The organism is Chryseobacterium herbae, from assembly GCF_025154075.1.
In the GTDB taxonomy this organism is placed as follows: Bacteria; Bacteroidota; Bacteroidia; order Flavobacteriales; family Weeksellaceae; genus Chryseobacterium; species Chryseobacterium herbae.
This window is the reverse complement of record NZ_JAOAMU010000001.1, coordinates 983,545-1,004,234: the sequence shown is the minus strand read 5'-3', so window position 1 is coordinate 1,004,234 and position 20,690 is coordinate 983,545. Positions and strand designations below refer to the sequence as shown.

At 38.7% G+C, this 20,690-nt stretch carries 13 protein-coding genes; 12 read left to right on the top strand and 1 reads right to left on the bottom strand.

What is annotated here, in order from left to right; all coding sequences use genetic code 11:
* The first annotated feature begins 275 nt into the window (after nt 1-275).
* From N0B48_RS04245 to N0B48_RS04235, 3 genes are all read left to right on the top strand, one after another.
* Nucleotides 276-2,414, top strand: a complete 2,139-nt coding sequence (locus N0B48_RS04245; RefSeq protein ID WP_259836980.1) for a S46 family peptidase — start codon at nt 276-278, stop codon at nt 2,412-2,414.
* A gap of 69 nt (nt 2,415-2,483) precedes the next feature.
* Nucleotides 2,484-3,485 (top strand): polysaccharide deacetylase family protein, encoded by a 1,002-nt coding sequence (locus N0B48_RS04240; RefSeq protein ID WP_259836979.1) that lies wholly within the window; start codon nt 2,484-2,486, stop codon nt 3,483-3,485.
* Nucleotides 3,482-4,558: a GNAT family N-acetyltransferase gene (locus N0B48_RS04235; protein WP_259836976.1), complete on the top strand. Its 1,077-nt coding sequence runs from the start codon at nt 3,482-3,484 to the stop codon at nt 4,556-4,558. The genes N0B48_RS04240 and N0B48_RS04235 overlap by 4 nt, the downstream gene beginning before the upstream one ends.
* Nucleotides 4,559-4,834: 276 nt before the next feature.
* On the opposite strand, the gene N0B48_RS04230 is transcribed toward N0B48_RS04235, so the two are convergent.
* Nucleotides 4,835-7,702 carry a M16 family metallopeptidase gene (locus tag N0B48_RS04230; protein ID WP_259836974.1) on the bottom strand — a complete coding sequence of 956 codons (2,868 nt, stop codon included), beginning with the start codon at nt 7,700-7,702 and terminating at the stop codon, nt 4,835-4,837.
* A 294-nt stretch (nt 7,703-7,996) separates the two neighbouring features.
* Here N0B48_RS04230 and N0B48_RS04225 point away from each other — a divergent pair, with 294 nt between their 5' ends.
* From N0B48_RS04225 to N0B48_RS04185, 9 genes are all read left to right on the top strand, one after another.
* The gene (locus N0B48_RS04225) at nt 7,997-9,322 is read left to right on the top strand and encodes a sigma-54-dependent transcriptional regulator (protein WP_259836973.1); all 1,326 of its coding nucleotides are present in this window, start codon (nt 7,997-7,999) and stop codon (nt 9,320-9,322) included.
* A gap of 764 nt (nt 9,323-10,086) precedes the next feature.
* Nucleotides 10,087-11,781, top strand: coding sequence for a potassium-transporting ATPase subunit KdpA (gene kdpA, locus N0B48_RS04220; RefSeq protein ID WP_259836972.1), 1,695 nt, complete (start codon nt 10,087-10,089; stop codon nt 11,779-11,781).
* A 321-nt stretch (nt 11,782-12,102) separates the two neighbouring features.
* The gene (gene kdpB / locus N0B48_RS04215; RefSeq protein ID WP_259836971.1) at nt 12,103-14,142 is read left to right on the top strand and encodes a potassium-transporting ATPase subunit KdpB; all 2,040 of its coding nucleotides are present in this window, start codon (nt 12,103-12,105) and stop codon (nt 14,140-14,142) included.
* 10 nt (nt 14,143-14,152) lie between these two features.
* Nucleotides 14,153-14,710 (top strand): K(+)-transporting ATPase subunit C, encoded by a 558-nt coding sequence (locus N0B48_RS04210; RefSeq protein ID WP_259836969.1) that lies wholly within the window; start codon nt 14,153-14,155, stop codon nt 14,708-14,710.
* Between the two features lie 237 nt (nt 14,711-14,947).
* On the top strand, nt 14,948-16,033 hold the full coding sequence (locus tag N0B48_RS04205; protein ID WP_259836968.1) for a porin: 1,086 nt from the start codon (nt 14,948-14,950) through the stop codon (nt 16,031-16,033).
* Between the two features lie 790 nt (nt 16,034-16,823).
* Nucleotides 16,824-17,933 (top strand): histidine kinase, encoded by a 1,110-nt coding sequence (locus N0B48_RS04200; RefSeq protein ID WP_072923139.1) that lies wholly within the window; start codon nt 16,824-16,826, stop codon nt 17,931-17,933.
* A gap of 5 nt (nt 17,934-17,938) precedes the next feature.
* Complete coding sequence (locus N0B48_RS04195) at nt 17,939-19,654, top strand: ATP-binding protein (RefSeq protein WP_259836967.1); 1,716 nt, start codon at nt 17,939-17,941, stop codon at nt 19,652-19,654.
* 46 nt (nt 19,655-19,700) lie between these two features.
* A complete protein-coding gene (locus N0B48_RS04190) occupies nt 19,701-19,934 on the top strand; it encodes a hypothetical protein (RefSeq protein WP_259836966.1) in 234 nt (77 codons plus the stop codon).
* Between the two features lie 37 nt (nt 19,935-19,971).
* A complete protein-coding gene (locus N0B48_RS04185; RefSeq protein ID WP_259836965.1) occupies nt 19,972-20,619 on the top strand; it encodes a hypothetical protein in 648 nt (215 codons plus the stop codon).
* Nucleotides 20,620-20,690: the final 71 nt, after the last annotated feature.

Below are 20,690 nucleotides of genomic sequence, written 5' to 3'. Positions count from 1 at the left end.
TATATTAATAATTAAGTGCGGTGTTTGAAACAAAAACTGAGCCGTTTCGGGGTGCGGGGTTCGAGGGTTACGGGTTATGAATTAAGAGTTATTAGTTTCGGGATGCGAGTTTGAGAGTTTTAGGGTTTTAGAGTAGGAGAGTTGCTGGTTCGAATCTCGGAACCCGGAACCCGGAACCCGCATCCCGAAACATGTCTGAAGTCTAAAATCTAAAATCATCGCCCACGTGAGGCATATGTACAATATTCTTTGTAAATTGGGGCAAAATTTTGATTATGACAAAAAAGATACTTTTATCCGTATTTCTTTTGCCGGCTGCAATGGCATTCGCTCAGCAATATGGAGGAATGTGGATTCCGACAGAACTGAATGAAAAGGAAATGAAGGATATGGGAATGAAGATCTCTGCCAAAGACATTTTCAATACCCAAAAGCCGAGCATCAAGGATGCGGTAGTACAGTTTAACGGCGGATGTACTGCGGAAATCATTTCACCTAAAGGATTGTTACTGACCAACCACCACTGTGGATACGGGCAGATCCAGGCACATTCTACGGTTCAGAATGATCTTCTTTCAAACGGGTTCTGGGCTAAGAATCCGGAGGGAGAACTTCCAAATCCTGGTGTAAAAGTTGACTTCATTGTTGATATCAAAGAAGCTACCGATCAGATTTTAGAAGGGACGGACAACCTTGTGGAGCCTGAACTGGCTAAAAAGATCAGTAAAAATATTGAGGTTTATAAAAACGCTCAGAAAATAGAATCTTACCAGTCGATCATTGTAAAACCAATGTATTACGGTAATAAATATTACGCTTTTACTACTGAAACTTACAAAGATATCCGTTTGGTTGGGGCACCGCCTCAAAGCATTGGGAAATTCGGTAGCGATACAGATAACTGGGTTTGGCCCAGACATACCGGAGATTTCTCCATGTTCAGAATTTATGCGGGAAAAGATAACAAACCTGCTGAATATTCAAAAGACAACGTTCCTTACGTTCCGAAACATTATCTGCCGGTTTCTATAAAAGATAAGACTGAAAACGACTTTACATTCGTATTCGGATTCCCTGGAAAAACTACAGAATATCTTCCTGCAGTAGCTGTGGAGAAGATCATGAAAGATATTGATCCGGCGAGAATTGCTGTACGTGATGTTGCTTTAAAGACATTGGACGAAAAAATGCGTGTAGACAGTGAAACACGTATCAAATATGCTTCGAAATATGCATCCGTAGCCAATTACTGGAAAAAGTGGATCGGAGAGGTAGAAGGCCTGAAAAAGTCTAATGCCGTAGAGAAAAAAGTAATGTATGAAGGATCTTTGGTCGCTAAAAATCCTGAGATCAAAACTACTTTAGACCAGCTGAATAAACTGTACAACGACCAGGCTCCTTACGCACTGAACAATGCTTATTACACAGAAGTGGTAAGAAATGCGGAAACGTTGAAGCTTGCAGGAGATTACTACGATTATGTAGCTTCTGTGGAAGCAGGAAGAATGGATGAAAAAGAGCTTGCCAAATTAAAAGCAAAGGTTACTTCATTCTACAAGGATTACAGTGCAGAGCTTGATGCTAAAGTAACGGCAAAATTATTGGCTTTATATGTTAATAAAACGGCTCCTCAGTTCTTACCGGTTGGATTCAATAAATATAAAGACGAAAACCAGAATATCCCGATGATCGAGGAGATGTCTAAAAACTCAATCGTTACAGGAAGAGCTCAGGTGAACGGAGCTGCTTTGACAACGGATGTAGAAAAGTCATTTTCAAATCAGGACAAGTTAGTTAAGACTTTGAAAAAAGATCCTATCTACCAGCTGTATGTTTCTATGAAGGAAACCTACATGAAAAATGCAGATCCTCAGTTTACTGCTCTTCAGGGGAAAATTGATGATCTTCAGAAGAAATTTATGGCGCAACAGATGGCAACGGATAAAGACAGAAAATTCTTCCCGGATGCAAACTCTACGCTTCGTGTAACTTATGGAAAAGTAAAAGGTTCTACCCCTAGAGATGCTGTTTCTTATGGTTACCAGACGCACCTTGCCGGAGTTATTGAAAAATATGTTCCGGGAGATTATGAATTTGATGTACCTAAAAAACTGATCGATCTTTACAACAAGAAAGATTACGGATCCTATAAGGACAAAACAGGAGATGTTCCTGTTGGATTCACTGCTACGAACCATACCACTGGAGGAAACTCAGGAAGCCCGGCGCTCGATGCCAATGGAAATCTTGTAGGTCTAAACTTCGACAGACAGTGGGAAGGAACGATGAGTGATATCAATTATGACCCACGTTTCAGCCGAAACATTATGGTAGATACAAAATACATCCTGTTCATTATCGATAAATTTGCCGATTCCAAATGGCTTATCGACGAAATGAAGGTGATCAAATAATACATAAAAATCATACCTTTAAGAATCTATTTAAATTCCATTTGAATAGATTCTTTTTATTTAACAGAGATGAAAGATAAAATCATCAATATCCTTACTGCCTTCGAAACAGACGATATCGGGAAGTCTTTTCCGCTGGATTACTGTCTGCCCCTTTATCACAGTGTTTCTGATGATAATTTGCCTCATATCAGACATGTCATCAATTATAAAAATACAAAACAGTTTGAAGAGGATCTGGACTATTTTTCAAAGCATTTCCAGTTTGTAAATTGGCCAGAATTCAAAGATTTTGTGAATGGCTGTTTTAAGCCAAAGAAAAAGATTGCTTTACTCACATTTGATGACGGTTTCAGGGAATTTTATGAGGTGGCAGCTCCCATTCTGGAACGTAAGGGAATTTATGCCTGTAATTTTATCAATCCCGCTTTTGTGGATAATAAAGATATGATGTTCAGATGTAAAGCCAGTCTGCTGATCGATGAGATTGGAAAAGGAAAAACAATAGATCCTGAAGTATACCATATTCTGAATTTGGAAAATAAAGTGGAAAAACAAGCTTTGATTAACAGGATTTTAAACATCAGTTATCAGGAAAAAGAGATTCTTGATATCCTGGCAGAAAAGCTTGAAACAGACTATAAAATCTATTCAAAAGAGCAGAAACCTTATCTCAGCACAGACGAGTTAAAAATACTGACTGAAAAAGGATTTGGAATTTCCGCTCACAGCTGGGATCATCCCAAATATGGAGATCTTTCCCTGGAACAGCAGATGGAAACCACAAACCGGACTTTCGATTATCTGAAAGAAAATGATTTTTTACATGAAACGTTTGCATTTCCTTTCACGGATTTTGGGGTGAAAAAAGAGTTCTTTGACGAACTGTTTAAAAATAAAGACATCAGTTTGAGTTTTGGATGTGCAGGTGTAAAACTGGACAGTGTGGAAAGAAACTTTCAGCGAATTCCAATGGAAATGGGCGAGAGCGGAGAAAGGATCCTGAAAAAAGAAACCGCTTATTTTAAGTTGAAAAAGATCATCAATAAAAATACAATTGTACGGAAATGATAGAGCTGAAAACATATAACAGAAAACAACTGCAGGAGCTTATTTCTTCGGGAGATTTCCTAAAATATGATTTTATGCCCATTACCAGACACCGTGCAGAATCTCATATTAAAAATCCAAAGGCTTCAGATGAACAAACGCTTCTCATTCTGGCTTTCTGTGAAGGAAAACTGGCCGGTTATGTAGGCTGCTTCCCTGACAATTTTATCATCGACGGAAAAGAATTCAGCTACGCATGGTTGAGCACCTTGTTTGTAAGCAGTGAATTTCGAAAGAAAAGGATTCCGAAAAAATTACTGAAAAAGGTTTTTGAAGAATATAATGAGCGTATTGCCATAACAGAATTCACGAAAGAAGCGGAAGCACTCTATACGATTATGGGTGTTTTTGAAGATGTTTTCCTAAAAGACGGTAAACGTTACTACTTCCGGACCGATGCGGCTAAAATGATTCCCGAGAAAAAGCCTGGGACGAAGGTTTTGACGCCTCTTTTTCAAATAACAGATATTGCAGCCAATTCCTTAATTGCTTTAAAAAATGGACCATTAAAGAAGCCTGATTTTAAATTTGAAATTCTGGATCATATTGACACCGAAAGTTCTGAATTTATATCAAAATTCGGAAGCAGACGGAAAGCTGATGAAATCAATGTGTTCATTAAAAATCCTTGGGTTTTGGAAGGAAAAAAAGAGGAGAAATACCTATTTTCAAGTTATGCCGATACTTTTAAATACTTCTGGATAAAAGTCTACGACAATAATAATGCTTTAACAACCTGTTCATTATTGCTTTTAAGAGACGGATATCTTAAAATTCCCTACCTGTTTTCAGAATTCAGCCTAGACCGTTTTATAGATTTCTTAAACTATTTTATCATCAAAAATAAAGTGAAAGCACTCACCAGCTATCAGAATGAACTGAATAAAAAGCTTGAAGAATCTAAAACGTTTCCAAAGATTTATCAACGTGATTTTAAACGCGAATACCTCTTCCACAAACAGCTGTTGAATGATCTTCCCAAAGCATTTGATCCAAAATATCAGGATGGAGACGGGGATTGTATGATGACGTAGACGAGTTTTGAGTGGGAGAGTCGGAGTGTTTTAGGGGTTGAGAGTTGGTACGGGATTCGAGTTTCGAGATACGAGATACGAGATGCGGGTTTGAGAGTTTGAGAATGATTATGGTTGCGAGTTTCGGGTGTAAATGCCGTTGAATAAACGACAAATATCTGGTGGCTGAGGCACTCGAAGTCACCAGTACTAATGTCTGAAATCTGAAATCTCACGTCTGCCATCTGCCATCTATCTCAAAAAAAACCGCCTCAATCACTGAAGCGGTCTCTGTATTTAATGTCCGAAAATATCTTTCAGCGTCAATTCTTGAAATGTTCCCATCTCATTGACGGCGTCCATATCAAGGTTTTCCTTCTTACCGATAATGGCGGTGTTGAAATGAATCGGTTTGATTTCTGTCTGATAGAACGTTTTTACGTCCTCAAAATTCAGGGTTTTGATCTGTCCGTAGATATCCTTTCTGAAATCGTGATAGATACCAAGTTTTTTCAGTCGTAATGTATTGAAAAATATATTGTTTCGGGTAATTCTTGTGGAAGCGATCTGTTTCATCGCTGCATTTCTGGCGTTTTCAAACTGGATCGTTACTTCAGGAAGTTCATTCATCAGTTCACCCATCGTGCTTACTGCGGTTTGAAGTTTGTCCGGCTGGGTTCCGATATAAGTCGTGATATAGTCAGGATGTCCCAGTTCAGAATTGGCGGCATAAGAAACATAAGCCGAATAGGCTAAACTTTTACTTTCACGAATTTCCTGGAAAACGATAGATGAAAGTCCTCTTCCGAAATATTCATTGAAAACATTGATCTTTCCGAAGTTTGACGTATTCACTTCATGTCCTCTTCCTACTTTGCTCATTTCCATCTGCACCATATCATAATCTGTGAAATAGACGTTACCGTTTGTTTCAGGTTCAGGATATTGTTTAGGTTCAGGGATCTGGAAACTTTCGTTTTCTACATATTGTCCGATATACTGTTTGAAATTTTCAAGCTTTTTACCATAATAAAATACCTGATAAGGATATTTCAACAGTTTTTTCATTCTATCCGTAAATACTTCCGCATTGCTGCTTTCAAGTTCCTCCTTCGAAATAATATCCGTGTATCGTGAGAAGCTGCCCAGTTTGGTGTAATTGGTCAACGCAGTCATGATGCGGTTTTTATCTTTTCTGGTAGCCTGACGATTTTCCAGAACGGTTTCTACAAACTGTTTGTAAATTTCCTGATCAGGTTTTACATCATACATCCAGTGTTGCAGAAGGGCAATCCCTTTTTCAATATTTTCCTCCAGTCCGCTTAGTGAAATCAGAAGCTGGTTGTTGGTTGTTTTAAAATCATTACTCACACCGATTTTGAAGAATTCCTTCTTTAAGTCTTCGGGTGAAAGATCTTCAGTCCCAAGATACTGCAATAGCTGTGTAGAAATCCCAAGGTCTCTGTCATGATCACTTCCGAAAGGGAAAATAAAGTGAACCTGGGCAATATCATTGTATTTGTTAAGAACGAAGCTCAGCTTTTTATCCTTGATGGTATCTGTAAGGATTTCTTTTTCATAATCAATGAATTCCGGCTGTATGTCTTCCGTTTTTTCTGCAACGATTTCCTTTAAAAAATCTGACTGTGCTTCACGGTTTATTTTAATAGGCGTAATTCCAGGGTTTTCAACTCTTACCAACTGATCATTAACCCCTTTTTCCTTATAAACAATAACATAATTATCCTTGAAAAAAGCATTGACAAAATCCACCACATCCTCTTTGGTGAAATCCTGATATTCGTCCAGTTCATTCAGTTCCTGCTCCCATGATCTTCCTTTGATGTAAGTGTCATAAAGATTTGTAGCCAGTCCATCCGCTGTTTCAAGGCCCTTCAAACGTTGAAGTTTAAAATCATTGATGATCGCCGGAAGAATCCAGTCCGGGAAATCTCCTTTTTTGATTAGCTCGATCTGCTCCAGAACCATATCTTTGGCTTCATCCATCGTCTGTGCTTCTTTAGGAACCGCTACGATAGAAAAATATCCGTACTGCTTCAAACCTACAGAAAAAGCCTGTGCCCAAAGCATTCTTTGCGTCTGATTAATATTAAGGTCAAGCAATCCCGCTTCTCCTCTGTTACTTAGAATATTGGCCACAATATCTGCCAACATCGCTTCTCTGGTTCCATAGCTTTCTGTTCTCCAGGCCAGCTGAACTCTTGGAGTTGTCGGGCTCTTTACCGTTCTTTTTACAATTTCCGTTAATGGTTGTTCAACGACAGGCGTTTTTTTCGGAAGTTCCCGGTAAGGAATTGTTCCAAAATATTGATTTACAAGCTGAATCGTTTCCTCAAAATCAAGATCTCCCACCAAAACCATAGCATAATTATTCGGCACGTAATATTCGTCAAAATATTTATGAATCGCCTTCATAGAAGGATTTTTCAGGTGTTCCGGTCTTCCTATGGTTGTTTGCTGACCGTTTGGGTGTGTAGGAAACAGCGCATCCATCAGTTCATAATTAACCACTCTCGAATCATTATCCTGAGCTCTGTTGAATTCCTCATATACCGATTCCAGTTCCGTATGGAAAAGTCGCAGGACAACCTCTGAAAATCTTTCTTTTTCTATTTTAAGCCATTTTTCAAGCTCATTATTCGGAACATTATTTTTGTAAACCGTTTCATCAAACCACGTATGAGCATTCGTTCCGCTCGCGCCCAGTGAAGAAATCGCTTTATCATATTCATTGGCGATAGCATACTGGCTGGCATCCTGAGACACTTCATCTATTTTTTTGTAAATCTCCTTTTTCTTTTCAGGATCCTGTTCCGCTTTGTGCTCTTCATACAACGCTGAGATTTGGTCAAGAAGTTCCTTTTCCTTCTCCCAGTTTTGCGTCCCGATCTTCGAAGTTCCTTTAAACATCATGTGTTCAAGATAATGCGCCAAACCTGTATTGTCAGAAGGATCATTATTACTTCCCGTTCTCACAGGAATATAAGTCTGTATCCTTGGGGCATCAAAATTTTGAGCAAGAAAAACCTTTAAGCCATTCTTCAGCGTATAGATTCTTACCTTATTTTCGTCATGCGTTATTGTAGTATATTCGTAGTTGTTTTTATCTGTATGAACCGTTTCTTTGTATCTTTTGTCAATCATAAGCTAACTCATTTCATTCTTTTAGATCCGAATGCACTACAAATGTAAGCAATCAAAGAAAATTTCGGTGTGTTTTTGTGACTATTGCATCTATAACTTCGATTTGTAAGGATGAAAAGGAAATCTTTTTTCTTGCCACCATCATTCAGTGAATTTTTTAACCCCCAACAATTGACCATTCACTTGCGAAGCAAAATTCACCATTGACAGTTTCACGTTAAATTTCATCCCACTACTGTTCATTTGCTCAAAAAATTCAATAAGTTTGCATCAGGTTTTCCAAAAACAACCACTATGTCCGGAAACATTCTGATCATCGATGATGAGATCAAGCTCCTGAAGTTACTGGGGATGATTCTTTCCCAAGAAAATTTTAACGTCAAAGAAGCTTCTACAGCACGTTCTGCGATGACCATGCTCGAGCAGCATGAATTTGATGTCGTTTTATGTGATGTCCGTCTTCCTGATGCTTTCGGGGTAGAATTGGTACGATCCATCAAAACTAAATATCCACACCTCGAAATTATTCTGATGACCGCCTTCGGAAATATTACCGATGCCGTTCAGGCTATGAAAAACGGGGCTTACGACTATCTGGTAAAAGGAGATGATAACGAGAAAATCATCCCTCTGGTGTACAAAGCTTTGGAAAAAGTGAAAGACAACCGTTCTAAAATCGGTCAGAAAACGACTGTATCAAAAGGATTCGGACAAATCATAGGAACTTCTCCGCTGATCCTTCAGTCTAAAAAACTGGCTGAAAAAGTAGCTTTAACGGATGCTGCCGTTCTGCTGACCGGAGAAACAGGAACCGGAAAAGAAGTTTTCGCCAATGCGATCCATGACGGCAGTGAAAGAAAGAAAAATAATTTTGTAGCCATCAACTGTTCAGCCTTCAGCAAAGAAATATTGGAAAGCGAACTTTTCGGACACAAACAAGGTGCATTTACCGGTGCCGTAAAAGACAAGAAAGGTCTGATAGAAGAAGCCAACGGTGGAACATTATTTTTAGACGAAATAGGAGAGATGGCCATTGAGCTTCAAGCTAAGTTGTTGCGTGTTCTCGAGACCGGAGAATTCATCAAAATGGGCGAGACCAAAGTGTCCAGATCAGATTTCAGACTGATTGCTGCTACTAACAGAGACCTGGAAGACGAAATCAGACAGGGCCATTTCCGCGAAGATCTCTATTTCCGACTGAATGTTTTCGAGATCCATCTTCCACCATTACGTGAAAGAAAAGAAGATCTGAAACTACTGGCCAAAAACTTCATCGATATTTTCTCCCGTAAACTTCACCTTTCAAACCTTCAGGTGAACCCTGATTACTATAAAACCCTTGAAAAGAACGACTGGAAAGGAAATATCCGCGAGCTTAGAAACGCCGTAGAAAGAAGCCTTATTCTGATGGAAAACAACATCCTCGATGTAGAAAGTTTACCCCATTATTCAGATAAAATCGTTCCTGAAAGCGACTCATTAAGCATGAGATCTCTTGAAAAAATACACATCCAAAAAGTTCTTCAATACACAAAAGGTAATAAAGCTGAAGCCGCCAGACTGCTGGAAATCGGTATTGCGACACTGTACCGTAAGCTGGAGGAGTATGGATGGAGATAAGTGAGTAGCGGAGTTTGAGAGTTTGAGCGTCGGAGAGTTTTAGGGTTTTAGGGTTTGAGTGTTTCGGGATGCGTGTTTGAGAGTTTGAGTGTTCTAGAACTATAAACTATGAAATACGTGCCCAACAAAAGCATGAATCCAGAAATATTGAATAAAAGACCAATATCTGGTGGCTGAGGCTCCCGAAGCCACCAGTAGTAATGTCTGACATCTAAAGTCTTGTTTCTTAAATCTCCCATTCACCCCCACTAGCAAAACAAAATTCACCTTCGCCTTAATCTAAAAGTCTCACGTCTCGCGTCTGAAATCTAACATCTGGTTTCTAACCCCTATCATTTCAATAAACGAGCCTATCAAAATGATAGGCTTTCGTGTTTTGGTATGGTTGAGTTATTTAGTTTAATTAATTGATTTTTAGTTATTTATATGTTTTATTTCCAAAGTGGGCCTTCTTTTGGCCTATAGGAGAAGAATAAAATATTTTAAAAATGACAATTTCAAGAAAAACGTTCAAAAAACGTGAGCATGCAGGCTTCAGTCTGCTGATGGTATCATACGTACTGATGACTCTATTAACCTTAATAATAACGATATGATGCTGATAAGTTTGATCCTGCTTTTTGCAGTGATGTTCTGGCTTCTCTATAAATCCGTTGAATTTTTTGATAAAATATAAAACTATGTGGAGTTTATTTTTCCTTTCAATTCTGGCCTTTGTGTACATATGCTACGTTTTGCTGAAACCTGAAAAATTTTAACCGGTCATGAATACAGAAATTTTAGGCGTTATTGCCATGTTTGTGATCACATTAGTCATTGGAATATTTCTTGGAAAATACATTGCTAATGTGTACGGGTACAAAAAGACCTTTTTAGATCCTGTTTTTGAACCTGTTGAAAAATTAATTTATAAAATATCGGGAATCAACCCGGCCCGTCAGATGACCTGGAAACAGAATATGTATGCCATGCTGACGATTAATCTGGTCTGGTTCATTATAGGATTCCTGATCCTGCTGACCCAGGCGTGGCTTCCTCTGAATCCCGACGGAAACCCGAATATGTCCCCTGATCTTGCTTTTAATACAGCGATTTCCTTCCTGGTGAACTGTAATCTTCAGCATTATTCAGGAGAAACGGGGGTAAGTTATTTAAGTCAGCTTTATCTGATGTTCCTGCAGTTTGTAACCGCAGCTACCGGAATGGCGGCTATGGCTGTTCTTTTTAAAGCTTTTAAAGATAGAACAACTACAGAATTAGGGAATTTCTATGATTTCTTTACTAAATCTGTGGTCAGAATACTCGTTCCGATCAGTATCCTTGTTGCGCTAATCCTTTCTATCAACGGAAGTCCGATGACTTTTGAAGGTAAAGATCATATAACAACGCTGGAAGGACAAAAAGTGGATGTTTCAAGAGGACCTGTAGCTGCTTTTGTAGCGATCAAGCATTTGGGAACCAATGGGGGAGGCTTCTTCGGAGCGAACTCAGCACACCCGCTTGAAAATCCAAATTATGTAACGAATATGACCGAAATGGTCACTCAGATGATCATTCCGTTTGCATTGGTTTTTGCGTTAGGATTTTATCTGAAAAAGAGAAAACTGTCATGGGTAATCTTTACCGTAATGACGGTCGGTTTTCTGGCGCTTGCTGTTCCGAATATTGTCAATGAAACCAACGGTAATCCTCTAATCACAGAAATGGGGACTGACAGCAGTCTCGGAGCTATGGAAGGTAAGGAAATCCGTTTCGGAAGTGCTTCTTCAGGATATTGGAGTATTGCAACGACAGTAATCTCAACAGGTTCTGTTAATGCCATGCACGACAGCACAATGCCACTTTCGGGTATGAATGAACTGCTGGCGATGATGATCAACTGTTTCTATGGCGGTTGTGGGGTTGGAATTCTGAATTATTTCATCTTTATCATTCTCGCTGTATTCATCAGTGGTCTGATGGTAGGAAGGACGCCGGAATTCATGGGTAAGAAGATCGAAGCCAAAGAGATGAAGATCGCTATGATCGTGGCTCTGTTCCATCCGTTCTTAATATTGGTAGGAACAGCATTAACTGCCTATCTGCCTGAATTTGGTGCGAAAACATTGAATAATCCAGGGTTCCACGGGTTCAGTGAAATGTTGTACGAGTTTACTTCTTCTTCTGCGAACAACGGTTCCGGATTTGAAGGTCTTGGTGACAATACGCCATGGTGGAATATCTCAACAGGAATTGTATTGCTGTTATCCAGATTTATTCCGATCATCGGACCGATAGCGATTGCAGGATTATTGGCACAGAAAAAATTCATCCCGGAAAGTTCAGGAACTCTGAAAACGGATACGGCCACTTTCGGCTTTATGACGCTGGCGGTGATCCTTCTTATTGCAGCCCTGTCTTTCTTCCCGGCCCTTACATTGGGACCTATCGCAGAACAGATCCAGTATTTCTCTAAATAAAAGAAAATTAATTTTTGAACCATTAAGAAGACAAAAGTAGTTAAGAATATTAAGTCGTACACCTATATGTATCAAGCTTAAAAATATTCTTTTGAATATCACCTTAATTCTTCTTCACTTCTAAATAGCTCTTAATGGTTTAAGTTTCAATAATTAAAAATAAAATCAATAGTCAACCATTAGGAAGATTGAAATATCAGGAAGCCAGTCTAAAACTCATCGAAACATTCACCTGAATATATTATCCATTTTCACTCCTTGTTGTTTTAATCTGTCTTAATGGTTACCGTTGATTTACAATTATATAACTCTTTCAAAAAAATGAAAAATCAATCACAGACATTGTTTCAAAAAGATTTGGTGAACGAAGCGATCAAACAGTCCTTCGTCAAGCTGAATCCGAAAATTATGTTTAAAAATCCCGTGATGTTCCTGGTAGAGGTTGGAACTGTTGTAATGTTCATCGTAAGTCTTTTCAGCCTTACAGGGGACAAATCACAGGGAAGCTTTGCGTATAACTTTACCGTATTCATTATCTTATTTTTTACTGTTCTCTTCGCCAATTTTGCAGAAGCCATCGCAGAAGCCAGAGGAAAAGCTCAGGCGGATACGCTTAGAAAAACACGTGAAGAAACTCCTGCTAAAGTAGTTTTGGAGAACAAACCGGGATTTCAGATAGAAACCGTTCTGAGAATGTCTGCCGAAATGAAATTAGGAGATATTTTCCTTTGCGAAACCGGGGATCAGATCCCGATGGACGGAGAAATCATCGAAGGACTTGCTACCATTGATGAATCTGCCATCACCGGAGAAAGTGCACCCGTTATCCGTGAATCCGGAGGGGACAAAAGTTCTGTAACCGGAGGTACAAAGGTTCTTTCAGACAGAATAAAAGTAAAAGTGACCACCAAACCGGGAGAGTCCTTTTTAGATAAGATGATTGCACTTGTAGAAGGAGCATCAAGACAGAAAACACCTAATGAAATCGCATTAACTATACTTTTGGCAGGATTTACCCTGACCTTTATTATCGTAACACTCACTTTAAAACCTTTTGCAGACTACGCGCAGACTCCCATTACCATTGCGGCATTTATATCACTTTTCGTTTGTTTGATTCCCACAACCATTGGAGGTCTGCTTTCTGCAATCGGGATCGCCGGAATGGACAGAGCTTTGAGAGCTAACGTAATCACCAAGAGTGGTAAAGCAGTGGAAACTGCCGGAGACATCGATGTATTGCTTCTTGATAAAACAGGAACCATCACCATTGGAAACCGTAAAGCGACAGAATTTCACCCTGCAGACGGAATCAGACTGCCGGACTTTATTAAAGCTTCTGCGTTAAGTTCAGTAGCGGATGAAACGCCGGAAGGAAAATCCATTATAGAATTAAGCCAGCTGAAATCAGAAGACCTTCTTGTTCCCAACCCTGTCTATATTGATTTCTCAGCGGAAACAAGAACCTCAGGAATTGATTTTGAAGACACAAGGATCAGAAAAGGAGCTTACGACACCATAAAAAAACTGACTGAAAAAGCTGGGAATATCTTCCCGAAAGAAACCCAGGACGCCGTTACCAAAATTTCTGAAAACGGAGGAACTCCTCTTGTCGTAAGCGTTAATGAAAAAGTCTGGGGCGTCATCGAACTTCAGGATATCATTAAAACAGGAATTCAGGAACGCTTCCAGAGACTGAGAAAAATGGGGGTAAAAACGGTGATGGTAACCGGAGATAATCCGCTGACTGCAAAATTCATTGCTGAAAAAGCAGGTGTAGATGATTTCATTGCTGAAGCCAAGCCTGAAGACAAAATGAACTACATTAAAAAAGAGCAGCAGGAAGGAAAGCTGGTCGCCATGATGGGAGACGGAACGAATGACGCGCCGGCACTGGCTCAGGCCGATGTGGGTGTAGCGATGAACAGCGGAACACAGGCTGCAAAAGAAGCTGGTAATATGGTAGACCTTGATAATGACCCTACGAAGCTAATCGAAATCGTGGAAATTGGAAAACAGCTGCTGATGACCCGTGGAACACTGACGACTTTTAGTATTGCGAATGACGTTGCTAAATATTTTGCCATTATCCCGGCATTGTTTATCACCTTCATTCCTTCACTTCAAAAGTTGAATATTATGAATCTTCATAGCCCGGAAACCGCGATATTATCAGCCGTTATTTTCAATGCCGTGATCATTCCTTTCCTTATTCCATTAGCGTTAAAAGGAGTTGCTTACAAACCGATTGGTGCCAGTGCGCTCCTGAGAAGAAACCTTTTAATCTACGGTTTAGGTGGCGTTATTGTTCCGTTTATCGGGATCAAACTCATCGATTTAGTCATCAGTTTATTCTATTAAAATTTAAAAAATGAAAAATCATATTGTTGCAGCATTCAGACTGACTATTGTAATGCTGGCTGTCGTAGGAATTTATCTGCTTATCGTTTATGGAGGCTCAAAAGTATTACCTACAAAAGGAAATGCGGAGATCATTACTCAAAACGGACAAAAGTTCTACGCGAATATCGGGCAGGAATTTAAATCGGAAAAATATTTCCACGGACGTCCTTCAGCTGTTGATTATAACGCAGCGGGAAGTGCCGGAAGTAATAAAGGACCGAGTAATGAAGAATACCTTCAAACCGTACAGAAAAGGATAGATACCTTAAAGATGACCCATCCGGGAATGGAAAATACAAAAGTTCCTGTAGAATTAGTCACTGCCAGTGGAAGCGGCCTGGATCCGGATATTTCTGAAGAAGGAGCTTTGTATCAGGTAAAGAAAATTGCAGAAGTCAGAAATCTTTCCGAAGAAAAAGTAAGAGATCTAGTGAAAAATCAAACAGAGAAACCATTTTTAGGACTTTTAGGTCCATCAAAAGTAAATGTACTGAAGCTTAATATCGCTTTGGATCAATTAAAATAATAAACTCTATTTTCTTTTGTCTTGAAACAAAAGAAACAAAAATTCAAGACTTGGAAATTCCGGCTAAAAATAAATTATGTTCTCTAAAAATTCTAAACTCGTGCGGAAAGATTATTTCTCACTTGGTTCATATTTTGTCCCGCACTCAAACACAAGAATTTTTTTAACGTTCACATAAATTATTTTTTTAACGCCTTCATTTCCTAGGTCAGAACAAAATACAATTTTAGAACTTTTATGAAAAAATATATTATTCTAGGAATTATATTGGGAATCTTTTTCCCGAAAGCACAATCATCAGATTCATTAAAAACAGATGGAAAAGTGACTTTTTCTGCTTATGCAGAACTTTTCTACACCTATGATTTTAATGAACCTGCCAATCATCTCCGTCAGAATTTTTTATACTCCTACAACAGACATAATGAGCTCAATCTGAATTTAGGATTGGTAAAAGCGAATTATCAGAGTGAAAATCTCCGCGCCAATGTAGCTTTAATGGCCGGAACCTATGCGCAGGATAATATGGCTGCCGAGCAGAATGCACTGCGCTACGTCAATGAAGCGAATATCGGAATCAGAATTTCAAAAACCAAAAACCTGTGGATAGATGCAGGGATTATGCCTTCCCATATCGGTTGGGAAAGTGCCATAGGAAAAGATAACGTCAATCTGACCAGAAGTTTTGCCGCTGAAAATTCACCGTATTTCGAAACGGGAGCAAAGGTTTCTTACACTTCAGACAATGGGAAATGGTTTTTAAGCGGATTGGTGCTTAATGGCTGGCAGCGTATCGCAAAACCGGAAGGAAACCAGACGATTTCTTTCGGGCATCAGGTGACCTACAAACCGACAGAAAAAATTACGCTGAACAGCAGCTCATTCATCGGAAACGACAAATCGAAAGCTGAAAAAAGGATGCGCTATTTCCATGATCTTTACGGAAGTTTTCAGCTGACAGATAAATTTTCAGCGTTGCTTGGATTCGATATCGGAGCAGAACAGAAAGAGAAAGGCAGCAGCAATTATAATATCTGGTACACTCCAAATGTGTTAATGAAATACCAGCTTGACAACAAATGGGCTCTGGCAGGAAGAGTTGAATATTACAACGATAAAAACGGCGTCATCATCAGCACCAAAACGCCCAATGGTTTCCAAACCTTCGGATATTCTCTGAATGTAGATTATGCCATTCTGAAGAACGTAGTTTTCCGTACAGAAGCGAGAGGATTTACTTCTAAAGATGCTATTTTCGTGAAAAACGGGGAGATGAAGCAGGGGAATTTCTTTATCTCAACAAGTCTGGCGGCCTGGTTTTAGAATGTGAAAAATAATTAACCACAAAAGACACAAAAGCTTTTTAACACTTAAGTTATTTTAAAGTTAAATACTTTGTGAATAAGAAGATCACATAAGTTTTAAGAAAAAATCAAAGATTTTTATACGGAATAATATCCATAAACATCTGTGAAAATCCGTGTAATCTGTGGTTGAAAAATCAACAACAAAGGACACAAAAGTTTTTAACACTTAAGTTATTTGAAGTTTAAATGCTTTGCGAATAAGATCACATAAGTTCTCAAAAATCAAAGATTTTTTGTGTAAACAATGTTGAAGTAAAATTGGATAAACGCAAAGGCGCAAGAAAATTAAAAATTTTCAGCTAGGGTGATGATGAGATTGCTTCGTCGCTATGCTCCTCGCAATGACAGCGGTATTTAATTTTATCGCAGATAAAATCCTGGCGCCTTAAAACATTCGAATTAGAAAACTTGCGTCTTTGCGATGACCAAAAAAGCCCAAACATCTGTGAAAATCTGTGAAATCTGTGGTTAAAAAAACATAAAAGTTTTGACACTTAAGTTATTTGAAGTTTAAATGTTTTGTGAATAAGAAGATCACATAAGTTTTAAGAAAAAATCAGAGATTTATTCTGATGATTATAAAAATCTGTGTAATCCGTGTGATCTGTGGGAGATAAAAAACATCAACAAGATAGTCAGCGAAACATTTTATACAGAATAATCGTAACTTACTTATACATTCTAAAGTTTTGGAAAATAAACCTTTTGTGCCTTTTGTATTAAAAAAAATAAAGCAAAAAAAATCAATGTCATCAGCAAAACATTTTTTAGAATTGATCCAGAAATCCCGGAAAGGAAAATTCAAGATCTATATCGGGATGAGCGCAGGCGTGGGGAAAACATTCCGCATGCTTCAGGAGGCACAGTCTCTGCTGCGTAACGGCATTGATGTGAAAATCGGTTATGTAGAAACCCATGACCGTGAAGAAACCGTAGCCCTTACCGACGGAATTCCCGAAATACCAAGAAGATCGGTTTTTTATAAAGGTAAAAATCTGGAAGAGATGGATCTTCAGACCATTATCAATGAACATCCGGAGGTGGTTCTCGTGGATGAATTGGCCCATACCAATGTAGAAGGTTCCAAAAACAAAAAAAGATGGCAGGATGTGCTGGAAATCCTTGATAACGGAATCAATGTTATCAGTGCCATGAATATCCAGCATATTGAAAGCCTGAATGAAGAGGTGAAAAATATTACAGGAATAGAAGTTGCAGAACGTGTTCCTGACAAAATTCTTGGACTTGCCGATGAGGTAGTCAATATAGACCTTACCGCCGATGAACTGCTAACGCGTCTGAAAGAAGGAAAAATCTACAAAAAAGAGAAAATCCAGACGGCGCTTACCAATTTCTTTCAGAGCGGGCATATTCTGCAGCTCCGGGAGCTTGCCTTAAAAGAAGTGGCTGCCCATGTAGAAAGAAAGGTAGAAACAGAGATTAAAACGGAGAATTTTAAACCCATAAAATTTCTGGCGTGCATCAGCAGTAATGAAAAGATTGCTAAAAATATCATCAGGAAAACAGCTCGTCTGGCGAGTTATTATAATAGCCAGTGGACGGTTCTCTATGTTCAGAAGCCATCAGAGAATCCTGAAAAAATTGCCCTCGATAAACAGCGGTATTTGATTAATAATTTTAATTTAGCACAGGAATTAGGGGCGAAGGTGGTCCGGGTAAAAGAAAGCAGCGTTCACAAAGGAATTCTGGATTATGTGATTGCCCATAATATCACCACGGTCTGCATCGGAAAACCCCACGCAGAGCTCTGGCAGCGTCTTTCCGGCTACAGCTGGATTTATACGCTGATGAACAGACTGAATGAAAGGCAGATAGATATTATTATTTTATCTTAGAAGTAATGAAACTTAAAACAAAACTCACCCTAGGCGTAGGTCTTTTATTTTTACTGATCGTTCTCATGTCAGTGATCGGATCCGTCTATATCAATAAACTGAAATCGGATACGGAAAAGATCCTTACGGCCAATTACAACAGTCTGGAGTTTTCCAAAAATATGTTGCTGGCACTGGATAAAATAAGTACAGACAGCGCTATTGCCGTTAATGATTTTCAGAAAAACAATAAGCTGCAGGAGAAAAATCTTACTGAATTTGGTGAAAAGGAAGCGACTCAAAGTCTGAATCTTCATTTCAACAGTTACCTGAAACAATCTTCTCCAGAAAAGGAAAAACTGATCCGTGAAGATCTGGCCAAAATCATGTCTCTGAATATGAAAGGCATTGAAAGGAAAAGTGATATTGCTATCATCACGGCCGAAAATGCTACTTTCTGGATTGTAAGTCTGGGAACGGTTTGTTTTCTGATCGCTTTTACTCTGCTTTTTAATTTGCCACAAACCATTGCGGAACCTATCAATCAGCTTACTTTCGGTATCCGGCAGATTGCGGCTAAAAATTACAGTGAAAGGGTTCATTTCAAAGGCAGTGAGGAGTTTAACAGCCTTGCGGATTCATTCAATACCATGGCGGAAAAACTTCAGGAGTATGAAAGCAGCAGTCTTTCCAAACAACTGATGGATAAAAAACGAATTGAAACGCTGGTGAACAATATGCATGATGCAGTGATCGGACTGGATGAAAACCATTTTATCTACATGATCAATGATGAAGCGCTGAAGATCACCAATCTCCATAAAGAAGAAATCATCGGAAAAACAGTTCATGAAGTCGCTGTTAATAATGATCTGATACGCGAATTGCTTAAAAATATTGATCATCCGGTAAAAGAACCGATCAAGATTGTTCGGGATAATAAAGAAAATTATTTTGAACAGGATATTATTCCTATCAATATTGTAAAAACGGGTGAAAAGGAGACTAAATATATTGGTAAAGTAATTCTTCTCCGCAATATTACTCCTTTCAAAGAACTTGATTTTGCTAAAACCAATTTCATAGCCACTATTTCACACGAACTTAAAACCCCGATATCTGCCATAAAAATGGGAGTACAGCTACTGGGAAACCAAAAATTCGGAGAGCTGAATGACCAGCAGAAAGAACTGTTGAAAAGCATCAATGACGATGGTCAAAGGCTATTAAATATCACCGGAGAACTGCTGAATCTTTCGCAGGTAGAAACAGGAAACATTCGAGTGACCGTTGAAAAATGTTCCCCGAAAGAAGTGGTACAGGCTGCCGTGAAAAATGTTGAAAAGCTGGCAGAACAGAAGAATATTCTGATCAATACCGAATATCTGATTGACGATAATGATTTCGTTACTGCTGATTTCGACAAGACAGTCTGGGTGATGAATAATTTCCTTACCAATGCCGTTAAACATTCTTTCCAGGACGAGAATATCAGTATTACGGTAGAAAAACAGGATTTAATGATCCAGTTCAGTATTACCGATACCGGAAGCGGAATTGATGAAAAGTATCACCGCCAGATCTTCGACCGCTATTTTCAGGTTCCGGGAGAACATCAGAACGGAACAGGGCTAGGACTGGCTATCTCCAAAAATTTTATAGAAAAGCAAAATGGTGAAATAGGCGTGATGAGTTCTCCCAATCAGGGAAGTACTTTTTATTTCAGACTGCCGGTGGTTTAAACAGATTTTAAATAAAATTTTTAAATTCAAATGAAAATCGCACAAGGTGAATACATCAGATTTAAAAGCTGACTTGATCAACAGAATCAGTCAGTTAAAAGAAAAAACAATTATGGAGGAGATTCAAAAACTGCTGGATTTTGAATTGAACGAAAACGAATATATTCTTACTGAATCCCAAAAAGAAAGAATTGCTGAAGCAGGCAGAATACAAAACTCAGCATATCTTACAGAGGATAAAGCCAATCAGGATATTGAAGAATGGCTGGGAGAAAAGTAACTTTGGTAAATAAGAAGGAAAGAAAATAAAATTTGATATGATGAACAGAGTTCCAAAGGTGAAAAAAGTGCTGCAGGATCAAAATTCTGAAGCCTGGAAGCAACTGTGTCTTTATATTGATAAAGTAGCGGAAGAAGGACATGAGGAATTTGAACCGAGAAAAGGAATTGGTTCAGAATTATTTCAATTGATCGAAACGCTTCCAAAATCTATTGCCAAACTGAAAAAAGTGAGAAGAATGATGCTTTATGGGAGTCATTTAAAGCAGATACCACCGGAAATAGGGGAAATGGAATCGCTGGAAGAATTTATTCCGTATACTTCCTATAATCTTATGTGGTTTCCTTATGAAATCATATACTGTAAAAATCTTAAAAGCAGCACAGTGAGTACAAGAGCGCTCTATGGAAATTATAAATTCCGGACGCATTTTCCTAATCTATATCAGCGCCCTTTAAGGTATTATGATTCCGAAATTGTAAAATGCAGTATCTGTAAAAATGAAATACCGGAAAATGAACCGGATCAGTATTGGGTTTCATTACCGATCGCCACAGATGTTCTTCCTTTACTAGTGAATGTATGCTCAGAAACTTGTAAAGCAAAAATCCAGCAGCCTTCGGAATTATACGTTCAGTTTCCCCATAAAGGAGGAGAATTTATAAAGCAACCCAAAAAATATTAATTCAATAGTCATTTTGATTTCTATCAATGCCTGATCATATCTTCGATTACGTATTACCCGTCTTTATAGCG

What these genes read in the sequence shown, in the direction of transcription:
- N0B48_RS04225 (WP_259836973.1), top strand. Translation starts at nt 7,997, where the DNA reads ATGTCCGGAAACATTCTGATCATCGATGATGAGATCAAGCTCCTGAAG.
- N0B48_RS04240 (WP_259836979.1), top strand. Translation starts at nt 2,484, where the DNA reads ATGAAAGATAAAATCATCAATATCCTTACTGCCTTCGAAACAGACGAT.
- N0B48_RS04195 (WP_259836967.1), top strand. Translation starts at nt 17,939, where the DNA reads ATGAAACTTAAAACAAAACTCACCCTAGGCGTAGGTCTTTTATTTTTA.
- kdpB (WP_259836971.1), top strand. Translation starts at nt 12,103, where the DNA reads ATGAAAAATCAATCACAGACATTGTTTCAAAAAGATTTGGTGAACGAA.
- kdpA (WP_259836972.1), top strand. Translation starts at nt 10,087, where the DNA reads ATGAATACAGAAATTTTAGGCGTTATTGCCATGTTTGTGATCACATTA.
- N0B48_RS04230 (WP_259836974.1), bottom strand. Translation starts at nt 7,702, where the DNA reads ATGATTGACAAAAGATACAAAGAAACGGTTCATACAGATAAAAACAAC.
- N0B48_RS04205 (WP_259836968.1), top strand. Translation starts at nt 14,948, where the DNA reads ATGAAAAAATATATTATTCTAGGAATTATATTGGGAATCTTTTTCCCG.
- N0B48_RS04185 (WP_259836965.1), top strand. Translation starts at nt 19,972, where the DNA reads ATGATGAACAGAGTTCCAAAGGTGAAAAAAGTGCTGCAGGATCAAAAT.
- N0B48_RS04200 (WP_072923139.1), top strand. Translation starts at nt 16,824, where the DNA reads ATGTCATCAGCAAAACATTTTTTAGAATTGATCCAGAAATCCCGGAAA.
- N0B48_RS04210 (WP_259836969.1), top strand. Translation starts at nt 14,153, where the DNA reads ATGAAAAATCATATTGTTGCAGCATTCAGACTGACTATTGTAATGCTG.
- N0B48_RS04245 (WP_259836980.1), top strand. Translation starts at nt 276, where the DNA reads ATGACAAAAAAGATACTTTTATCCGTATTTCTTTTGCCGGCTGCAATG.
- N0B48_RS04235 (WP_259836976.1), top strand. Translation starts at nt 3,482, where the DNA reads ATGATAGAGCTGAAAACATATAACAGAAAACAACTGCAGGAGCTTATT.